Origin of the sequence: Sinorhizobium sp. 6-70 (assembly GCF_030124375.1) — a bacterium.
Taxonomy (GTDB): domain Bacteria; phylum Pseudomonadota; class Alphaproteobacteria; order Rhizobiales; family Rhizobiaceae; genus Sinorhizobium.
Genome location: NZ_JASKLS010000022.1, coordinates 56,593 through 73,315 on the forward strand (window position 1 = coordinate 56,593; position 16,723 = coordinate 73,315).

The 16,723-nt window shown below is 62.6% G+C and carries 16 protein-coding genes; 7 read left to right on the forward strand and 9 right to left on the reverse strand.

What is annotated here, in order from left to right:
* Positions 1-7 precede the first annotated feature (7 nt).
* The 5 genes from QN222_RS28670 to QN222_RS28690 all read right to left on the reverse strand — a co-directional run bounded on the left by QN222_RS28670 (position 8) and on the right by QN222_RS28690 (position 5,073).
* Positions 8-841, reverse strand: a complete 834-nt coding sequence (locus tag QN222_RS28670) for a carbohydrate ABC transporter permease (RefSeq protein WP_283964681.1) — start codon at positions 839-841, stop codon at positions 8-10.
* A gap of 5 nt (positions 842-846) precedes the next feature.
* Positions 847-1,782: a sugar ABC transporter permease gene (locus QN222_RS28675; RefSeq protein WP_283964682.1), complete on the reverse strand. Its 936-nt coding sequence runs from the start codon at positions 1,780-1,782 to the stop codon at positions 847-849.
* Positions 1,783-1,881: 99 nt separating this feature from the next.
* The gene (locus QN222_RS28680) at positions 1,882-3,144 is read right to left on the reverse strand and encodes a sugar ABC transporter substrate-binding protein (protein WP_283964683.1); all 1,263 of its coding nucleotides are present in this window, start codon (positions 3,142-3,144) and stop codon (positions 1,882-1,884) included.
* 43 nt (positions 3,145-3,187) lie between these two features.
* Positions 3,188-4,360, reverse strand: a complete 1,173-nt coding sequence (locus tag QN222_RS28685) for a PLP-dependent transferase (protein ID WP_283964684.1) — start codon at positions 4,358-4,360, stop codon at positions 3,188-3,190.
* A complete protein-coding gene (locus QN222_RS28690) occupies positions 4,357-5,073 on the reverse strand; it encodes a FadR/GntR family transcriptional regulator (RefSeq protein WP_283964685.1) in 717 nt (238 codons plus the stop codon). Before QN222_RS28690 ends, QN222_RS28685 begins: the two co-directional genes overlap by 4 nt.
* Positions 5,074-5,291: 218 nt before the next feature.
* Here QN222_RS28690 and QN222_RS28695 point away from each other — a divergent pair, with 218 nt between their 5' ends.
* Positions 5,292-5,549, forward strand: coding sequence for a hypothetical protein (locus QN222_RS28695; RefSeq protein ID WP_283964686.1), 258 nt, complete (start codon positions 5,292-5,294; stop codon positions 5,547-5,549).
* Positions 5,550-5,687: 138 nt separating this feature from the next.
* Here QN222_RS28695 and QN222_RS28700 read toward each other — a convergent pair whose 3' ends face one another.
* From QN222_RS28700 to QN222_RS28710, 3 genes are all read right to left on the reverse strand, one after another.
* Positions 5,688-6,791: an aminopeptidase P family protein gene (locus QN222_RS28700; protein WP_283964687.1), complete on the reverse strand. Its 1,104-nt coding sequence runs from the start codon at positions 6,789-6,791 to the stop codon at positions 5,688-5,690.
* A gap of 69 nt (positions 6,792-6,860) precedes the next feature.
* Positions 6,861-7,541 (reverse strand): helix-turn-helix domain-containing protein, encoded by a 681-nt coding sequence (locus QN222_RS28705; RefSeq protein WP_283964688.1) that lies wholly within the window; start codon positions 7,539-7,541, stop codon positions 6,861-6,863.
* A 140-nt stretch (positions 7,542-7,681) separates the two neighbouring features.
* Entirely contained in the window at positions 7,682-8,374 is a 693-nt protein-coding gene (locus QN222_RS28710) for a GntR family transcriptional regulator (RefSeq protein ID WP_283964689.1), read from the reverse strand.
* A gap of 118 nt (positions 8,375-8,492) precedes the next feature.
* Between QN222_RS28710 and QN222_RS28715 the strand changes: the two genes are divergently transcribed.
* The 6 genes from QN222_RS28715 to QN222_RS28740 all read left to right on the forward strand — a co-directional run bounded on the left by QN222_RS28715 (position 8,493) and on the right by QN222_RS28740 (position 15,493).
* Positions 8,493-9,860, forward strand: coding sequence for a glutamine synthetase family protein (locus QN222_RS28715; RefSeq protein ID WP_283964690.1), 1,368 nt, complete (start codon positions 8,493-8,495; stop codon positions 9,858-9,860).
* A complete protein-coding gene (locus QN222_RS28720) occupies positions 9,857-11,170 on the forward strand; it encodes an FAD-binding oxidoreductase (protein WP_283964691.1) in 1,314 nt (437 codons plus the stop codon). Before QN222_RS28715 ends, QN222_RS28720 begins: the two co-directional genes overlap by 4 nt.
* Before the next feature lie 273 nt (positions 11,171-11,443).
* Positions 11,444-12,358 (forward strand): transglutaminase family protein, encoded by a 915-nt coding sequence (locus QN222_RS28725; RefSeq protein WP_283964692.1) that lies wholly within the window; start codon positions 11,444-11,446, stop codon positions 12,356-12,358.
* A 129-nt stretch (positions 12,359-12,487) separates the two neighbouring features.
* Positions 12,488-12,637: a hypothetical protein gene (locus tag QN222_RS28730; protein WP_283964693.1), complete on the forward strand. Its 150-nt coding sequence runs from the start codon at positions 12,488-12,490 to the stop codon at positions 12,635-12,637.
* Positions 12,638-12,898: 261 nt separating this feature from the next.
* Positions 12,899-14,332, forward strand: coding sequence for an aldehyde dehydrogenase family protein (locus QN222_RS28735; protein ID WP_283964694.1), 1,434 nt, complete (start codon positions 12,899-12,901; stop codon positions 14,330-14,332).
* A 270-nt stretch (positions 14,333-14,602) separates the two neighbouring features.
* On the forward strand, positions 14,603-15,493 hold the full coding sequence (locus QN222_RS28740; protein ID WP_349666171.1) for a DMT family transporter: 891 nt from the start codon (positions 14,603-14,605) through the stop codon (positions 15,491-15,493).
* Between the two features lie 10 nt (positions 15,494-15,503).
* Here QN222_RS28740 and QN222_RS28745 read toward each other — a convergent pair whose 3' ends face one another.
* On the reverse strand, positions 15,504-16,682 hold the full coding sequence (locus QN222_RS28745) for an aminotransferase (RefSeq protein ID WP_283964695.1): 1,179 nt from the start codon (positions 16,680-16,682) through the stop codon (positions 15,504-15,506).
* Positions 16,683-16,723: the final 41 nt, after the last annotated feature.

Here is a 16,723-nt window from a genome sequence, read left to right on the forward strand (position 1 = left end):
CCAATCCTCAGCCTTTGACCGCGCCGGCCGTGAGGCCCTGGACGAGATAGCGTTGAATGAACAGGAAGAAGAGGCAGGCCGGGATCAAAGCCAGCACGCCAGCCGCCATCATCTGCCCGAAATCGACCGAAAACTTCGACACGAAGGACAAGAGCCCGACCGGGAAGGTCGCCTGCTCGTTGCCCGAGATCAGCATCAGCGAGAACAATAGTTCGCTCCAAGCGGCGGTGAAGACGAAACCTAGGGTGGCGGCGATGCCGGGCAGCGTCAGCGGCAGGATGATCTGGCGGAAGGCGACGAACTGCGTGGCGCCGTCGATCATCGCTGCTTCTTCCAGATCCTTCGGAATGCCGTCGAAGAAGGACTGCATCAGGAAGGTGGCGAAGGGCACGTTGAACGCCGTGTAGACGATGACGAGGCCGGTCAAACTGTTGGTGAGCCCCAGCGGCGAGAGGATCTTGAAGATCGGCGCGACCAGCATCACCAGCGGGAACATCTGGGTGAGCAGCATCAAGGTCACCAGCCAATACTTGGCCCGGAAGTTGAAACGCGAGAGCGCGTAGCCGGAGAGTGAAGAAAGGATCGTCACGATCACCGCGGTCGAGCCTGAGACGATGAGGCTGTTGCGGAAGAAGACCGGAAAAGAACTGTGCCGGAGCACGAAGTCGAAATGCTCGAAACTCGCCCGTGACGGCCAGAGCCGCACACCCTCGGTGTAGAGCAGATCGTTCGGCGTGACCGCAACCTTGAGCAGCCAGAACAGCGGGAAGAGCGCAAAGGCGATGTAGGCGAGGATCGCCAGGCGGTGGGCAACTGTGAGGAAGGCTGATTTGGCGCGCATTGGTGTCAATCCTTGCTCAGGAGCCACTGTCTCAGGATGACGATCAGCAGCGAATAGGCGAGGAGCAGCGCCAGGAGCACCAGCGCAATCGCCGAGGCGTAGCCGAAATCGAGCCGTTTGAAGGCCTGGGTAAAGATGTAGCTCGCGACGATCTGCGTCCGGTCGGCCGGTCCGCCATTGGTCATGACGATGATGAGGTCGGCGAAATTCGAGATCCAGACCGTGCGCAGGAGAATGGTGATCGCGATCGTCGGAGCAAGGAAGGGAAGGGTGATCGAAAGGAAGCGCTGGACCGGCCCCGCCCCGTCGATGCTCGCGGCCTCGTAAAGATCGCGCGGGATCGCCTGCAGCGCGGCAAGGAGCGTGATCGCGAAGAATGGGATACCCCACCAGATATTGGCAACGATCGGCCCCCACATGGCAAGCTGCGGATCGGACAGGATATTGGCCGGCTGGTTCATGAGCCCGAGCCCGTAGAGCCAATGCGGCAGCGGACCGACGACGGGATTGAAGAGCCATGCCCAGTTGAGACCGGCGAGGAAGCTCGGGACGGCCCAGGGCAGGAAGACCAGCGCTTGGGCGATCGCGCGGCCGGGAAAGGGTTTGTCGAGCAGGAGGGCGAGTATGAGGCCGAAGCTGAACTGCAGCAGCACGGAAGCGCCGGTCCACCAGAGCGTATTGCGGAGCGCGCGGAAAAACGCCTGGTCCTCAGACAGTGCCCTGAAGTGATCGAGGCCGACGAAGGCACCGGAGAAGGGGTTGAGCAGTTGTATGTCCCGGAAGGCATACGAAACGCCGAGCACCAGCGGCACAAGCATGACCGCGACGATCAGGATCAGCGCCGGCGCACTGTAAAGATAGGGTGCGGAGGCATTGGCGATGCGTTTCATCAGCGGTGGACGAATTGCAGGCAGGCCGTTATGGCGTGCGGCATAGGCCATCGTTCGAAGTTTCCCCTTTTGACCGCCGTTATCGATCGGCGCCTTCTTGTCGTTTGGTTTGAAGACCGGCGGCGGCCGGGAGCCGCCGCCGGTGCCATCTTACTTCTTGTTCGCCAGGTACTTCTGTTGCGCCTTGGTCAGGTAATCGGCCCACTGGTTGGCGAGCTCTTCCGGCGTGATGTCGCCGAGCAGTGCTTCCTGGGTGGTCTTGATCGCCAGAGAATCCTTGAAGAAGGCGAATTCTTCGAGATAGGTCGGCATGACTGTCAGCACGACATCCTTGTCGGCGAGCTCATCGAACCAGCCCTTGAATTGCGGGCTCGCATAGAAGGGGTCCTTCTCGGCCGACTTGTGGACCGGCAGCGCGCCGGTGCGCTTGTTCCACTCGATGTTGCCTTCCGGACCTTCGAGTGTCTCGATGAGCTTCCAGGAGAGATCCTTGTTCTGGCTTGCGGAAAGCATCGACCAGCCGGCAAAGCCGATTGTGGTGAACGCCTTGCCGCTCGGGCCCTTCGGCATGGTGGTGACGCCGAAATCGTCAGGCTTCATGCGCTGGGCAATCGCGATCAGCGCATCCGGGTCCTGGTCGAGGAAGGCGCAGGTGCCGCTATAGAAGCCGGCGACGATTTCGTTGAAGCCCCAGTTGACGCTGTCCTTCGGCGCGAGCCCCTTCTTGTAGAGGTCGATGACCCAGGTCAGGCCCTTCACCCAGCCTTCGCTGTTCATCGTCGACGTGCCGTCTTCATTGAAGAACTTGTTGTCGCCGGCCATGGTGGCGCCGAACATCACCCAGCCGTTGAGGCCGCCTGGCCCGCCGCGCAGGCAGTAGCCGGATTTTCCCGGCAACCTGGAAACCGCCTCGGACGCCTTGACGAAGTCGTCCATCGTCTTCGGCGGTTCGGCAACGCCGGCCTCGGAGAGCAGCTTCTTGTTGTAGAACATCGCGCGGAGATAGAAGCCGTAGGGCAGCATGTAGGCAGTGTCGTTGACATCGCGGCCGAGCTCGAGCGCGCGCTCCGTCAGGCCGGGGGTGTGCTCCCACTTTTCGAGGTAGGGCTCGAGGCTTTCGAGCATGCCGTTGTTGGCGTAAAGCGAGAGCCAGGTGTCCGGCATTTCCATGACGTCCGGCACTTCGCCGGCCGAGACCATGGTCGCGAATTTCTGGAAGGCTTCGCCCCAGGGTAACGAGATGATCTCGACGGTGGTGCCGGGGTTTGCCGCCTCGAACTTGGCGACGATCGATTTCAGCGTCTCGGTGCGCTCGGGGCTGGTGATGACCTCGACGAGTTTCAGCTTGGTGTCGGCGAGTGCGCTGCCGGCCATCAGCGTCGCAAGCAGCGTAGCGGTAATCAGTTTCCTCATTTTCAGTTCCCCTTTTCTTAGGTGTTCGGGTGTTACCGTGTCGTCAGCCTAGCGAAGCGACGGCGATCGCCGCTTCGAGATCGCTCCAGAGGGCCTCCGTTCCCTCCAGGCCGACATGGAGCCGTACCGACCGCGGAGAAATGCCGAAGGCGGCCGCGGAATTGGGCTGGGCTTTCTGCGCCAGAACGACTTCGCCCGGCACGATGAGGCTTTCGTGGCCGCCCCAGGAAACGCCGAGCTTGAACAATTCGAGCTGATCGGCGAAACGGCGCACGTCGACGCCCTCGCGGAAAATGAACGAGAACAGGCCGGACGTTCCGGAAAGACCGGGCGGCAGATGATTGCCGAGGCCAGGATGGCAAACCGTTTCGACCAGCGGATGGCTCTGCAGGCGCTGCGCGACGGCGAGTGCCGAGCGTTCGTGCGCCTTCATCCGGATCGGCAGCGTGCGAAGCCCGCGGATCAAGAGCCAGGCATCGAACGGTGAAAGCTTGCCGCCGAGATAGGGATAGGCCTCCGAGCGGATGCGGCCGATCAAATCCTTCGAGCCGGCAACGACGCCGGCGACGACATCGCTGTGGCCGCCGAGATATTTCGAGGCCGAGTGGATGACGAGATCGACGCCGAGCGCGATCGGCTGCTGGAACACCGGGCTCGCCCAGCTGTTATCGATCGCGGTGATCACGCCCTCAGCCTTTGCGAGCGCCGCAAGGGCGGCAACGTCGTGCGTGTCCATGACCCAGCTCGTCGGACTTTCCATGTAAAAGAGCTTGGCGCCGGGGAGCGCCTTTGCCACGGCTTCCTCGTCGCGTCCGTCGACATAGGTTACTTCGACGCGCATGCGCTTCAGGTGCGTGCCGAACAGCCGGAAGGCGTCGGGATAAACATGCTTGACCGCGACGATGCGGTCGCCCGGCTCGACGAAGGAAAGAACGGTCGACGAGATCGCCGACATGCCGCTCGCGAATCCGATCGCATCCTCGGCACCTTCGAGCTTCGCCAGCATCTCCTCGAACATTCGGACGGTCGGGTTGAGGCCGCGGGTATAGATCGGCCGCACGCGCTCGCCCCGGTAGGAGGCGACCATGTCGTCATAGTCCTTGAAGGTGAACAGCGACGTCTGGACGATCGGTGGCACGACGGCATCGAAGGCATTGCCTTCGTCATGCGCGACGATGAGGGATGCTGCATCGAACGGATCGAAGCCGTTGGTCATTTGGACATTTCCTTGATGTCTTCCTCGACGATGGCGAGGATCTTCAGTGTTTCTTCGCGCGCAGCGTTGGTGTCCTGCGCTGCGATGGCGTTGAAAAGCGTGCGGTGGAACGGAAAGGACCGCCGGGCAAAATCCGGCCGGTCGAAAGGCTTCTCCCAGAATTGTTCGAACGCCTCGCGCATCTGTTCGAGAAGCTGGCGGAAGAGCGGGTTGTGCGTGGCGTCGTAGATCGCCAGGTGGAAGGCCAGGTCTTCCGGACCGGATGTGCCCTTGGCGAGATGCACGCGTTCCATTTCGTCAAGCTTTGTCTCGATGTTGACGAGGTCCAAATCGGTGCGGCGGCGCGCGGCGACCATGCCGGCCTCGACCTCGATGCCGCGCCGGACTTCGAGCGTCTGCAGAAGTGCGTCGCGCAGGTGTTCTGTATCGAGCGCCAGCGGCATGTGGATCGTCGCGCCGGAAATGGCACGCAGCAGATAGGTGCCGCTGCCTTTGCGCGCCTCCATGACGCCGAGCGCCTGGAAATGGCTGAGGACCTCGCGGACCGTGGAGCGCCCGACGGCGAGCGCCGCCATCAGCTCACGCTCGGCCGGCAGCCGATCGCCCGGCTTCAGGCCGGCATGCTGGATGTAGTCGGCAAGTGCGGCAATGACCTGTTGCACCCGGTCGACGGGGGGCAGTGGAACAAGCGTTGCCTTTTCTTGCTGAGGCATCCGTCTCTCCCCGCGGCGCCAAATTGGTCTGACATCTGAGCAATATGCAGGTGCTAGACGCGGCGGTCAAGCGGCAAACTCGGGTCTTCAGTCAGTGACGCGGAAGCCGGCCGTGGTAGCGGCCTTGTCGGAGCACGAGGGAGTCCTCGGTCCCAGGCTGCAGCGATCCCTTGACCGTTCCCGTGATTGGGCGCGATATCGGAGCGAGGAGTTCTACGATGAGATATCGAGCTTTTGCCGCTCTCGCCCTTGCCGTGACAGTGACCCTATCCGGCTTGTCGGCGGCCGATGCGAATGCGCAGATGCGAACGGGGAAGGGGGAGTATTACAGCGGCATCCAGCGCAAGCATTGGCCGGGCTACCTCTTTTTCTGGATCACCGGCCGCGATCGCGAGACTGCCCTTGGTGCGCCCGAAAGGAATGCAGCCGGAGCCAAGCAGCCGCCGAAGAGCGGCAGGAACTATCCGGCCCAATAGCTGCGGCATGATTCCTTATCTCGGAATCGATTTAAGGACAAAATCTTGCAGCCGATTGGACGCGCGGCGCTGTAGGCGAAGGACGCCGGTGCCACGTGCCGGCGTCCTCGTCATAGGACAGCGAAAGGACGCTCGCCGTCAAACCTTGGCGACATGGACCTCGCGCGGCAGTGAGGAGAGGACCTCCGGGCCATCGGCGCGCAGGATCACGATATCCTCAAGCCGAATACCGAAACGACCGGGCAGGTAGATGCCGGGCTCGATGGAAAACACCATGCCTTCCTCAAGAATCGTTTCCGAGGTTGCGGTGATGTAGGGCGGCTCGTGACCGTCGATGCCCATGCCGTGGCCGGTGCGATGCACGAAATATTCGCCATAGCCGGCATCGGTAATCACCTTGCGCGCGGCCGCGTCGACCTCCTTCGCCGCCACCCCGGGGCGGGCGGCCTTCATCGCGGCTTGCACTGCCTTTTCCACGATCGTGTGGATCTGGCCATAGCCCTCCGGTGCGCGCCCCACGACCGCCATCCGGGTAATATCGCTCGGAAAGCCCTGCTTGCGGCCGCCGATGTCGATCACCACGGCGTCGCCCTCTTCGATGACGCGGTCGCTGGCCGAATGGTGGGGAAAGGCGCCGTTGCCGCCGGAGCCGACAATCCAGAACGCCGGCGCTGCGCCTTCCGAGGAAAAGTGCGCGCGGATCTCGACCGCGAGCTCCTTCTCGGTCATGCCGGGACGGACCGCCGAAAAGGCGGCCTGCATCGCGCGGTCGGCGATCGCTGCATTCATCTTTAGGAGTTCGTATTCGCCGCGGTCCTTGCGCATGCGCAGTGCGCCAAGCGTGCCAGGGGTAAAATCACGTGCGGTGTCGTCCGGCAGGTTGTCGAGAAGCAGCAGCGCAAAATCCGCACGCATCGTCTCGTCGAGAACGACGCGGCCGGGCTTTGCAGCCTCCAGTCCTGTAAGCGCCGCCTTCAGCGCCAGAACGGGACCTTCCGCATCAGACCAATTGTAGAAGTCAATGTCGGTATGCTCGCGCGTGCCTTCGGCATTGAGCGCCGGCATCAGGAAGGCTTCCCGTTCTGGCGCGATCAGAAGCAGGCAGGGACGCTCGTCCGGATGCGGATGGAAACCCAGCACCCACTCCATGTGTGACCCCGGCGCGATAGCGATAAGCCCCGTGCCGGTTTCCTTCATTCGAGCGCGCAGCGCGGCGAGCCGCATCGTCGTCTGTTCGTTCATGTCGTTGCGTCCTGTGTTGATGGTGAGTGAAAATGCTGCTTGCGGGGCGGATATGTGCCGTTGCCTGCATCAGCGTGGCTTGTGTTTTTTCGCTACACCGTGGCGGCTTGCGGCACGCGTCACCGCTAGGCTGTTGTCCGGGTCGCCGGAAGGCTCGCCATCGCCGAAGACGTCCATCGTGCAGGTATGCAGAATGGTCGTTGGCTTGCTCGTGTGGTTCCAGGTGGCGTGGATGCGCGTGGATGGGAAATGGGCCGAGTCGCCGGACTCCAGAACGATGCGCTCGCCGTCGATCTCCAGGGTCAGCGAGCCCTCGAGGATGAAGTAGATCTCCTCGCCTTCGTGCGACATCGGTTCGCTTCGGCGCCCGGGCGGCTCATGAATGATCGTGCTTCGAAGGACATTGCCGGGGAAGGCGGCGGAAAGGCGTTCGTAGGAGACGTTGCCGTCGCCGTCGCCAAGCGCATAGATCGGACGGTGCGCGCGGCGGGTGACGGGCGAGGCAACCTTCGGCGGCGTGAACACGGTGCCGACTTCGACTTCCAACGTGCGGCAGACGGCAATCAGCGATGTGAGCGAAGGCACAGTAATGCCGCGCTCGATCTGTGAAATGAAGCCGACCGAAAAGCCCGAGCGGTCGGCGACGGTCTGGAGCGTCAGCTTCAGTTCCTTCCGGCGCCGGCGCAGCCTCTCGCCGAGCGGCGGATCGCCCACGCCAACGTGCGCTTCCTGAGCGTTCTCCGTATTCAAGGGGCGCCTCTCGCCTTTTTAGTATTTCTTCAAAGTTGGAGCACTCATGAGTCGCTGTCAACGGCCTTTTTAGTCATACTAAAAATCCATTTCGCGCATGAACTCGGGCGGGCTTGCGGCTACTTCGGGAGGGATGGGTTTCAGCCGGCGAGGCTGAGCAGCTTGGCAATCGCCTGCTGGTCAAAACCGCCGATACCCTCGCGGATATCGGCTCCGATTGCCTCGGCCACGGCGTCCTCGTCGCGCCGCCTCAGTGCGTCGATCGCCTCGCGATGGCGGTCGACGACGTAGAGTTCGGCGACATGTTCCATGGCGATGCCGAGAATCGGTCCGAGCTGCAGCCACACGCTCTCGATCAACGGCATGGCGATCTGGTCGGGATTGGCCATATAGATCTGCCGATGGAAATCCTGGTTGGCGATCAGCGCCGCAGCCTTCCGGCCAGCGAGGATCGCGGCCTCGATGGCCTCGTCGATCGCGACGATGCGGTCGATCTGTCGGTCCGAAAGATGGGCGACCGCCCTGCGTGCTGCGTGGCTTTCGAGCACGATCCGTAGTGAAATCAGTTCCTCGAAGCGCGCGGGGGTGATGCGCGGCACGACGATGCGGCGGTTTTCGAGGAAGTGCAGGGCGCCAATCGAGGTCAGCTGCCGCAACGCCTCGCGCACCGGCGTCGGGCTGCTCTCCAGCGCTTCGGCCAAGCCGCGGATCGTCACCGACGTTCCGGGACGAAAGGCGCCGACCATGATCGCCTGCCTGAGGCGTGCAAAGGCATAGTCATGCGTGGTCATGCCTTCCGGTCGTTCCAACGCCGGCAAAACAAGGGCCTTCACGATTGCGATTCCTCCTGCCGCATTGGTTCGCGCGGCTGATAGCACCGGCTAAGCTTGACTTCAAATCGTGAATTATGTCAATTTTGTAAAAATATGATCACAAAATAAGAATTGAGATATGTCTCTAGAGGCGGAAGATCCAAGCGCATTCAAGGTCTGGTTGGAGCAGAACGGCCCGATCGAAAGCATCCAGGCGGTCATCTGTGACCTGAACGGCATCATGCGCGGCAAGCGCGTGCCGGTCGAACAGGCCTCCAAGGTGCTCGGCGGCGGCATCCGCATGCCGCTCTCCATCGTTGGCGTCGATGTCTGGGGAGAGGACATCATCGGCAGCGAACAGGTTTTCGCGACCGGCGACCGCGACGGAATCTGCGGGGTCACGGGGCGGGGAGCGCTGCCGGTCAACTGGACGTCCCGGCCGAGCGCGCTGGTGCCGCTTTGGCTCTTCATCGAGGATGGCAAGCCGTTTCTTGCCGATCCTCGTCAGGCACTTGCGGCAATCGTCGGGGAATACCGCGAACTTGGCCTGCGCCCCGTCGTCGCGACGGAGCTGGAATTCTACCTGATCGATCCGGAGCCTGACAGCGCCGTGCCGCCGATCTCGCCCTATACCGGCAAGCGGCTCGATTCCGACGCGATCCTATCGATCGACGAGCTCGATGATTTCGGCGAGTTCTTCTCCGACGTCTACAAGGAATGCGCCAGGCAGAACGTGCCGGCCGATGCAGCGATCGCCGAGAACGGCATCGGCCAGTTCGAGATCAACCTCTTGCATACCGACGATCCGCTGAAGGCGGCGGACGACGCGATCTTCTTCAAGCGCATCGTCAAGGGCGTTGCGCGCAAGCACGGGCTCGCTGCGACCTTCATGGCCAAGCCCTACGGTACGCGCTCCGGCAACGGCATGCATATCCATTTCAGCCTGCTCGACGAGGAGGGCAGCAACGTCTTCAACGACGGCAGCGACGAGGGATCGCCAATCCTGAGGCACGCGGTCGCCGGACTCTTGCGCGGCATGGCGGAGACGACCCTCATGTTTGCGCCGCATTTCAATTCCTACCGGCGGCTCCGGCCGGACACCCATGCGCCGACCTCGATTTCCTGGGGCTATGAGAACCGCACCTCGGCCATCCGCATTCCGGGCGGCAACCCGGCGGCGCGACGCATCGAACATCGGGTCGCCGGTGCCGATGCGAACCCTTACCTCGTCATCGCGGCGATCCTCGGTGCCGCCCTCGTCGGTATCCGCAACAAATGGAAGCCGGCGGCGCCGGTTGAGGGGCGGGCCTACGACGCCGAGAAACTGCCCAAAATTCCTGCCGAGTGGGGGCAGGCGGTCGATGCCTTCGAGGCCGGACCGATTGCCGCCGAGATTTTCGACCCCGTGCTTCGCTCCATGCTGATCGCCTGCAAGCGCCAGGAGATCGCCGGCTTTGCCGAGCAGGTCACGGACTATGAGTTCAGCGCCTATCTGGAAATCGTATGATGGCAAGCGCAAAGAAATCCTATGCTGGCGACGGCAGCTATCCAACGAGCTACTACGCTGCCTCGCGCAACGTCGTCCGTACCCCGGTCAAGCTTAAGGGGCGCATCGAAACCGATATCTGCGTCGTCGGGGCGGGCTATTCAGGCCTGTCGACAGCAATCCATCTCGCCGAAAAGGGCTACAAGGTCACGGTGATCGAAGGCGCGCAGGTGGGGTGGGGCGCCTCCGGGCGCAATGGCGGTCAGGTCGTCAACGGCCTCAATGCCGGCCTTTCGACGATCCAGCGCCGTTACGGCGAGGATGCGGCACGCTTCATCGGCGGCCTGGTGCAGGAGGGCGGACGGATCATCCGCCGGCTCGTCAGCCGATACCAGATCGACTGCGACCTGAAGCCCGGCAACATCTATGCCGCCTATACCGCCGCGCACATGAAGGAACTGGAAGCCAAGCAGGCGCTCTGGCGCAAATACGGAATGGACGACCACCAACTCCTCGACCGCGAGGCGCTCAGGAAGCTGGTCAACTCCGACGCCTATTGCGGCGGCATGCTCGACACGACGGGCGGGCACATGCATCCGCTCAATCTGGTGCTTGGCGAGGCTCGCGCTCTCGAAAGCCTGGGCGGCACGATTTACGAAATGTCGCCGGTCACCCGCGTGGACCACGAGGCGGCCCAGCCGACCGTCTACACGCAAGAGGGTGAGGTCTCCGCTCGCATCGTCGTGCTTTGCGGCAATGCCTATCTCGGCGACGCGGTGCCGAAGCTCGTCTCGCGTGTCATGCCGGTCTCGACGCAGATGATCACCACGGCACCGCTTGGCGACGAACTCGCCCATTCGCTGATCCCAAGCGACATGTGCGTGGAGGATGTGCGCTACATTCTCGACTATTTCCGGCTGTCCGCCGACAAGCGGATGATTTTCGGCGGTGGCACCGTCTATGGCGGCACGGATCCGGCGGATGTCGTCGCGAAGCTCAGGCCCAATCTCGAAAAGGTCTTTCCGCGGCTTAAGGGCGTGAAGATCGACTATGCCTGGAGCGGGAATTTCGCGCTTTCCTTCACGCGCGTGCCGCAGATGGGGCGCATCGGCGCCAACACCTATTTCGCGCATGGCTATAGCGGCCATGGCGTCACCGGCTCCCATCTCTTCGGCCGTACGCTTGCCGAGGCGATCGACGGCGACACGTCGCGCTTCGACGTCTTCGAGAAGCTGCCGTGGTATCCGTTTCCGGGTGGTCGGATGTTCCGCGCGCAATATTCGACGATCGGTTCCTGGTGGTATTCCTTCAAGGATGCCGTCGGCTGGTAAATGGCCGACCTTGCGGAGTTTCGCGTCCAAATCGATTCCTCTCCGGACGATGATGCGCTAGAATTTCTCGGCTGGACCGTCTGACCGGTGCGTCCAGATCGGGCGCGATATCCAGCGTGCTGCAATGGTGCGCCATGAGGCTTTCTCCTCGGTCCGATCTTAAAATCGAGATCGCGGCAAACGCGACGCGTGAACATGTACCGCAGGGCATTCACGCCCTAACCGCGGGGCAGGCCATGACGGAATGACCGCGGTCGATCAGGGAGGTCAGAAATGTTCATACGCTTCGGTTACGAGATCGGCGTCCGGTGCACGCATCCAACGCCGATGATGACCTATCTTTCGGTTGTACCTGAACGGCGTGGCAACATCGTCCGTGAGCGCGGTCCGGCCGCGTCCCCCATTCTGGCGATGGAGGAAATCACTGACCCTCATGGAAACGCCTGCCTGCGGATGGTCTTGCATGCGGGCGAAACCAAGCTCAGCTATGACGCCGTGATCAAGGACGACGGCAGGCCCGATGCCTCGGATCCACTGGCGGACGCCGTGCCGGTGGAGAGGCTTCCAGCCGGATGGCTGCCTTACCTTTCCGCCAGCCGCTATTGCGAGACCGATCGGCTCGGTGCACTGGCGTGGAAACTTTTCGGCGACGTCCCGGCCGGATGGCAGCGCGTCCAGGCGATCTGCAATTATGTCCATGACCGGCTGGTTTTCAGCTATGGCTATGCGCAGGCGATGCGCACGGCCACGGAGGCGCACGAGGATCGCCTGGGCGTCAGCCGCGATTATGCTCATCTCGCCATTGCTTTTTGCCGCTGCATGAACATGCCGGCGCGCTACGTCAACGGCTACATGACCAATGTCGGCGTGCCTGAGAGCCCGGCACCCATGGATTTCAATGCCTGGTTCGAGGTCTATATCGGCGATCGCTGGTATACGTTCGACGCCAAGAACAATGCGCGGCGCATCGGCCGCATTCCTGTCGCGCGCGGCCGCGACGCGGCCGACATCCCGTTGATCCAGACCTTCGGAAAGCATGAGCTCACCGCCTTTACCGTGTGGACCTCAGTCGAAACCGATGTCTCGCTCGCCCGGTCGCACCGTGCGGCCGACGTTTCGCTGCTGACACCCTGGTTCAGCGAAACCTGGTCGCGACATCTGCAAGAGCGCGACCGCAACCGGCACTGAACATGGCAATGTCCCCGTAAACGGATTTTTCATTTCCGGCGCGATCGACAGAAAATAATATCTATAAACTCAATGGATAATATAGGAGAACATAGCTAATCGTGAAGTTGCGAAACAGCGGAGAGCAAGATGCACGCGATCAAGGCGACGGCCCAATCCCGCTACGCGATCTACGCTGCACAACCGGCGCGACGCGCGCGGGGCAATCTGATTCCTCACACCATTGCGATTGCGGCGGCTTTCAGTTTTCTCTCGGCGCTCATCATTGGTGCGATCTGACGCCGGTGCGGCGTCCTCTCGAACACAATTTTTTTCCTTCCTCCGCCTTGTCGGGATGCCGCGTACAGCGACAGCCCGGACGTGCGTCGCGCATCGGCCGGCGTGGCGACGAGATCGTTCCGCTTGCAGCCCGGGCTGCCAACGTCGTAGCCTCGCCCGCGGCAAGAGGGCATATGCGGCGGATTGCTCCGGAAGACTGGTATGAAGCCTCTCGAAGATAACGTCACTTCGCTTTCGGAGCCGTACGGGAAGGAGGAGCGAATGCTCGACAAGAGAAAGTTCTATATCAACGGCGAATGGGTCGATCCGATCGAGACGAAGGATCTGGAGGTCCTGAATCCGGCGACCGAGCAGCCGATTGCCGTGATTTCCATGGGCACGGCTGCGGAGATCGACCGGGCCGTCGCCGCGGCGAAGAAGGCCTTCGCAACCTACAGCCAGACCAGCGTCGAGGAGCGTCTGGCGCTACTCGAAAAGCTGCTTTCGATCTATAAGCGCCGCTATGACGAGATGGCCGCAACGATCACCATGGAGCTGGGCGCGCCGGCGACGATGGCGCGCGAGCAACAGGCCGATGTCGGCGTCGGCCACCTGCAGGGTTTCATCGATGCGCTGAAACGCCTGAAGACGCGCGACCGGCTTCCGAACGGTGATGTCATGCTGCGCGAGCCGGTCGGTGTTTGCGGGCTGATCACGCCCTGGAACTGGCCGATCAACCAGATCGCCCTGAAGGTCGTGCCGGCGCTTGCGACCGGCTGCACCTGCGTCCTGAAACCCAGCGAATTCACGCCGCTCAACGCCATGCTTTACGCGGAGATGATCCACGAGGCTGGCTTCCCGGCAGGTGTATTCAATCTCGTGAACGGCGACGGGGTCAATGCCGGTGCCGCGCTCTCGAGGCACAAGGACATCGACATGATGTCGTTCACCGGCTCGACCCGGGCTGGTATCGCGGTCAGCAGGGACGCGGCCGAAACGGTAAAGCGCGTCACGCTGGAACTTGGCGGCAAATCGCCGAACATCGTCTTTGCCGACGCTGACCTTGAGGAACGCGTCGCCGGCAGCATCCTCGAATGCTTCAACAATTCCGGCCAGTCGTGCGACGCGCCGACGCGCATGCTGGTGGAGCGCGGCGTCTACGACAAGGTGGTGCAGATTGCGAGGCGTGTCGGTGCCGAGGCCAGGGTCGGCGATCCGGCGAAGGAGGGCTCGCACATCGGTCCGCTCGTCAGCCACATCCAGTATGGCCGCGTACAGGTGCTGATCGAGGCCGGTATTGCAGAAGGCGCCAAACTGCTCGTCGGCGGTGTCGGCAAGCCCGAGGGCTTCGAGACGGGCTATTTCGTCAAGCCGACGATCTTCGCCGACGTCGACAACACGATGCGCATCGCACGCGAAGAGGTATTCGGTCCGGTGCTTGCGATCATTCCCTTCGACACGGAAGAGGAAGCGATCGCGATCGCCAACGACACCAGTTACGGGCTGGCAGCCTATGTCCAGACGGGGGATCCGAAACGGGCTGAACGCGTCGCCGCAAGGTTGCGCGCAGGCATGGTGCATATCAACGGCGGCCCGCACCGCTACGGCAGCCCCTTCGGCGGCTATAAGCAGTCGGGCAATGGCCGCGAAGGCGGCCTGTTCGGCCTTGAAGATTTCCTGGAGGTGAAGACCGTGCACGTGCCGGACGCGGCTTGATCCTCCGCTACTGCATGTGTCCTTAAATCATAGCCGATTTACGGACAAAAACATGCAGCAATTCAAAGTATGCTACAGCGTCCTTTGCGCGTCTGGGAAGACGCGCGGCGCTGTAGCTCGAAATTGAGCCGGTGCTCACCGCACCGGCTGAATTTTTGTCGCTAAATTAGCTGTTGTCGGCTGTTGTTGGCGGTCCGGTTCTGATAGCTGGCTCGCGGGGTGCCATGGATCCAGCGGCATCCATCATCACTTGACCCTCTGGACACCGCCTTGACCAAAGCCGCCACTTCCGTTTCCTCCCGCAACTCGCTTGCGATGACAGCGCTGCTGCTCGGTGGTGCTGCTATCGGCGGATCGCCGATCTTCGTGAGGCTTTCTGAGGTCGGGCCGATGGCGACCGCCTTCTGGCGGGTGGCTCTGGCGCTGATCCCGCTTGTCGCCTGGTCGTGGTTTCGGAACGGGCCAGCAGGCGACAGGCGGCCGCAGCAATTTTCCGATTACGCCATGCTCATTCTGCCCGGCGTCTTTCTCGCGATCGACCTCGCGGCCTGGCATCTCTCCCTGACCATGACATCCGTTGCGAATGCGACGCTGCTCGCAAACCTTGCGCCGGTCTTCGTCACGCTCGCGGGCTGGGCGCTGTTTCGCGCGCCGGTCAGCCGCGTTTTCGTCGCGGGGCTCGCCACGGCGATCGCCGGCGTCGTGGTCCTGAAGGGCGGGCCGGCCGCGCTCGCGGAGGGCGACGTTCTCGGCGATGGCATCGCGGTCGTCGCCGCGATGTTCTATGCGGGTTATATCCTTGCGATCGGCAAGTTGCGGAGCCGCTTCGACACCAACCGGATCATGATCTGGAGCACGGCCTCGGCTGCCGTCTGCATGCTGCCGATGACGCTCGTCGCCGAACCCACTCTCTTTCCGGCAAGCGGCTTCGGATGGGCGATGCTCTTCGGTCTCGCCTTTGTCAGTCATGCGGGCGGGCAGGTGGCGATCACCTATGCGCTCGCCTACCTGCCGGCCGCCTTCTCGTCGTTGACGCTGCTGTTGCAGCCGGTTGTGGCGGCGATCCTCGCCTGGGGGCTGCTCAGCGAACCGGTGGGCCTCGCTCAGGCCATCGGCGGCGCGATCGTGCTCGTCGGGATCTTGATCGCCCGCCGCGGATGATCTCTTACGCTCAGATGCCGGGCAGCTCGAAGCCCGCGAGCCGTCCTTCGAGTCTGCGGATCGTCGCCACATCGGCATTGGCGAAGGCAAAGCGCAGGTAGTTTTCCTGGCCCTCGCCGAAATAGTCGCCCGGCAGGCAGACCACTCCGGCGAGCTTCGCCAGCTTCTCGGCAACGAATTGCGAATCGATGTCGGGGAAGGGGTGGCGGATATAGGCGAAATAGGCCCCGACCGCCTGCAGCTTCCACTTCGGCAGGCGGCTCATGACCTCTTCGAGGGCGTCGGCGCGTGCGGCAATTTCAACACGGTTCGCGAGCCGCCAATCGGCAAGCGCCGGAATCGCTTTCGCGACAGCCGCCTGCGCGGCGCGCGGAGCACAGATCTGCAGGTTGTCCATGATCTTTGTGATCTGTTCGACGAGCGCCGGACCGGCGGTGATCGCGCCGAGGCGGTGGCCGGGAATGCAGAGGGATTTCGAGAAACTGTAGAGGCCGATGAAGCTGTCCTGCCAGCCCTTTGCCTGAAGCAGGCCGTGCGGCGCGACATCCGCCGATGGCAGGAAGTCGCGGTAGGTTTCGTCGAGGATCAGCCAGGTGCCGTTCTTGCGGCAGGCTTCGTGGATGCGTTGAAGCAATTCCGGCGGATAGACGGCGCCGGTCGGGTTGTTCGGCGAGACGAGGGCAAGCGCGCGAATGCCAGGCCGAAGCGCCGAGGCGATCTCGTCCACCTCCGGCAGGAAGCCGGCGCCGGCGTCACAGGGCACCAGCTCGACATTGATGCCCAGCATCGCCAGCGTCGTTTCCTGATTGAAGTAATAGGGGTTGGTCATCAGGATCGTGTCGCCCGCCCCGGCGATCGCCATGACGGCACACATGAAGGCCTGGTTGCAGCCGGAGGTGATGTGAATGTTGTCGGCCGCGACCGCCGCACCATAGAGGCTGGCGACATGGGCGGCATAGGCCGCGCGCAACTCCGCCTCGCCCTCGATCGCGCCGTAACCGGTGTAGGCGGTCGAGGCGGAAGCCTCGCCGAGCCATTTCAGCATGTCCGGATGTGCGGGATAGCCCGGCACCGCCTGCGAAAGATCGATCAGCGGCCCTCTTGCCCCGTCATAGGCCTTCGCCCAGGCGAGCACCGAGGGAACCGGCGGCGGCGAGAGCTTTTCGACGAGGGGATTGAAATGCGGCATGTGAATCTTCCTGTTGCTGGTAAGCGGGGACAAAGGGCTGG

Coding starts and splice junctions, on each gene's coding strand:
- QN222_RS28670 (WP_283964681.1), bottom strand. CDS start 841: ATGCGCGCCAAATCAGCCTTCCTCACAGTTGCCCACCGCCTGGCGATC.
- QN222_RS28675 (WP_283964682.1), bottom strand. CDS start 1,782: ATGGCCTATGCCGCACGCCATAACGGCCTGCCTGCAATTCGTCCACCG.
- QN222_RS28680 (WP_283964683.1), bottom strand. CDS start 3,144: ATGAGGAAACTGATTACCGCTACGCTGCTTGCGACGCTGATGGCCGGC.
- QN222_RS28685 (WP_283964684.1), bottom strand. CDS start 4,360: ATGACCAACGGCTTCGATCCGTTCGATGCAGCATCCCTCATCGTCGCG.
- QN222_RS28690 (WP_283964685.1), bottom strand. CDS start 5,073: ATGCCTCAGCAAGAAAAGGCAACGCTTGTTCCACTGCCCCCCGTCGAC.
- QN222_RS28695 (WP_283964686.1), top strand. CDS start 5,292: ATGAGATATCGAGCTTTTGCCGCTCTCGCCCTTGCCGTGACAGTGACC.
- QN222_RS28700 (WP_283964687.1), bottom strand. CDS start 6,791: ATGAACGAACAGACGACGATGCGGCTCGCCGCGCTGCGCGCTCGAATG.
- QN222_RS28715 (WP_283964690.1), top strand. CDS start 8,493: ATGTCTCTAGAGGCGGAAGATCCAAGCGCATTCAAGGTCTGGTTGGAG.
- QN222_RS28720 (WP_283964691.1), top strand. CDS start 9,857: ATGATGGCAAGCGCAAAGAAATCCTATGCTGGCGACGGCAGCTATCCA.
- QN222_RS28725 (WP_283964692.1), top strand. CDS start 11,444: ATGTTCATACGCTTCGGTTACGAGATCGGCGTCCGGTGCACGCATCCA.
- QN222_RS28730 (WP_283964693.1), top strand. CDS start 12,488: ATGCACGCGATCAAGGCGACGGCCCAATCCCGCTACGCGATCTACGCT.
- QN222_RS28735 (WP_283964694.1), top strand. CDS start 12,899: ATGCTCGACAAGAGAAAGTTCTATATCAACGGCGAATGGGTCGATCCG.
- QN222_RS28745 (WP_283964695.1), bottom strand. CDS start 16,682: ATGCCGCATTTCAATCCCCTCGTCGAAAAGCTCTCGCCGCCGCCGGTT.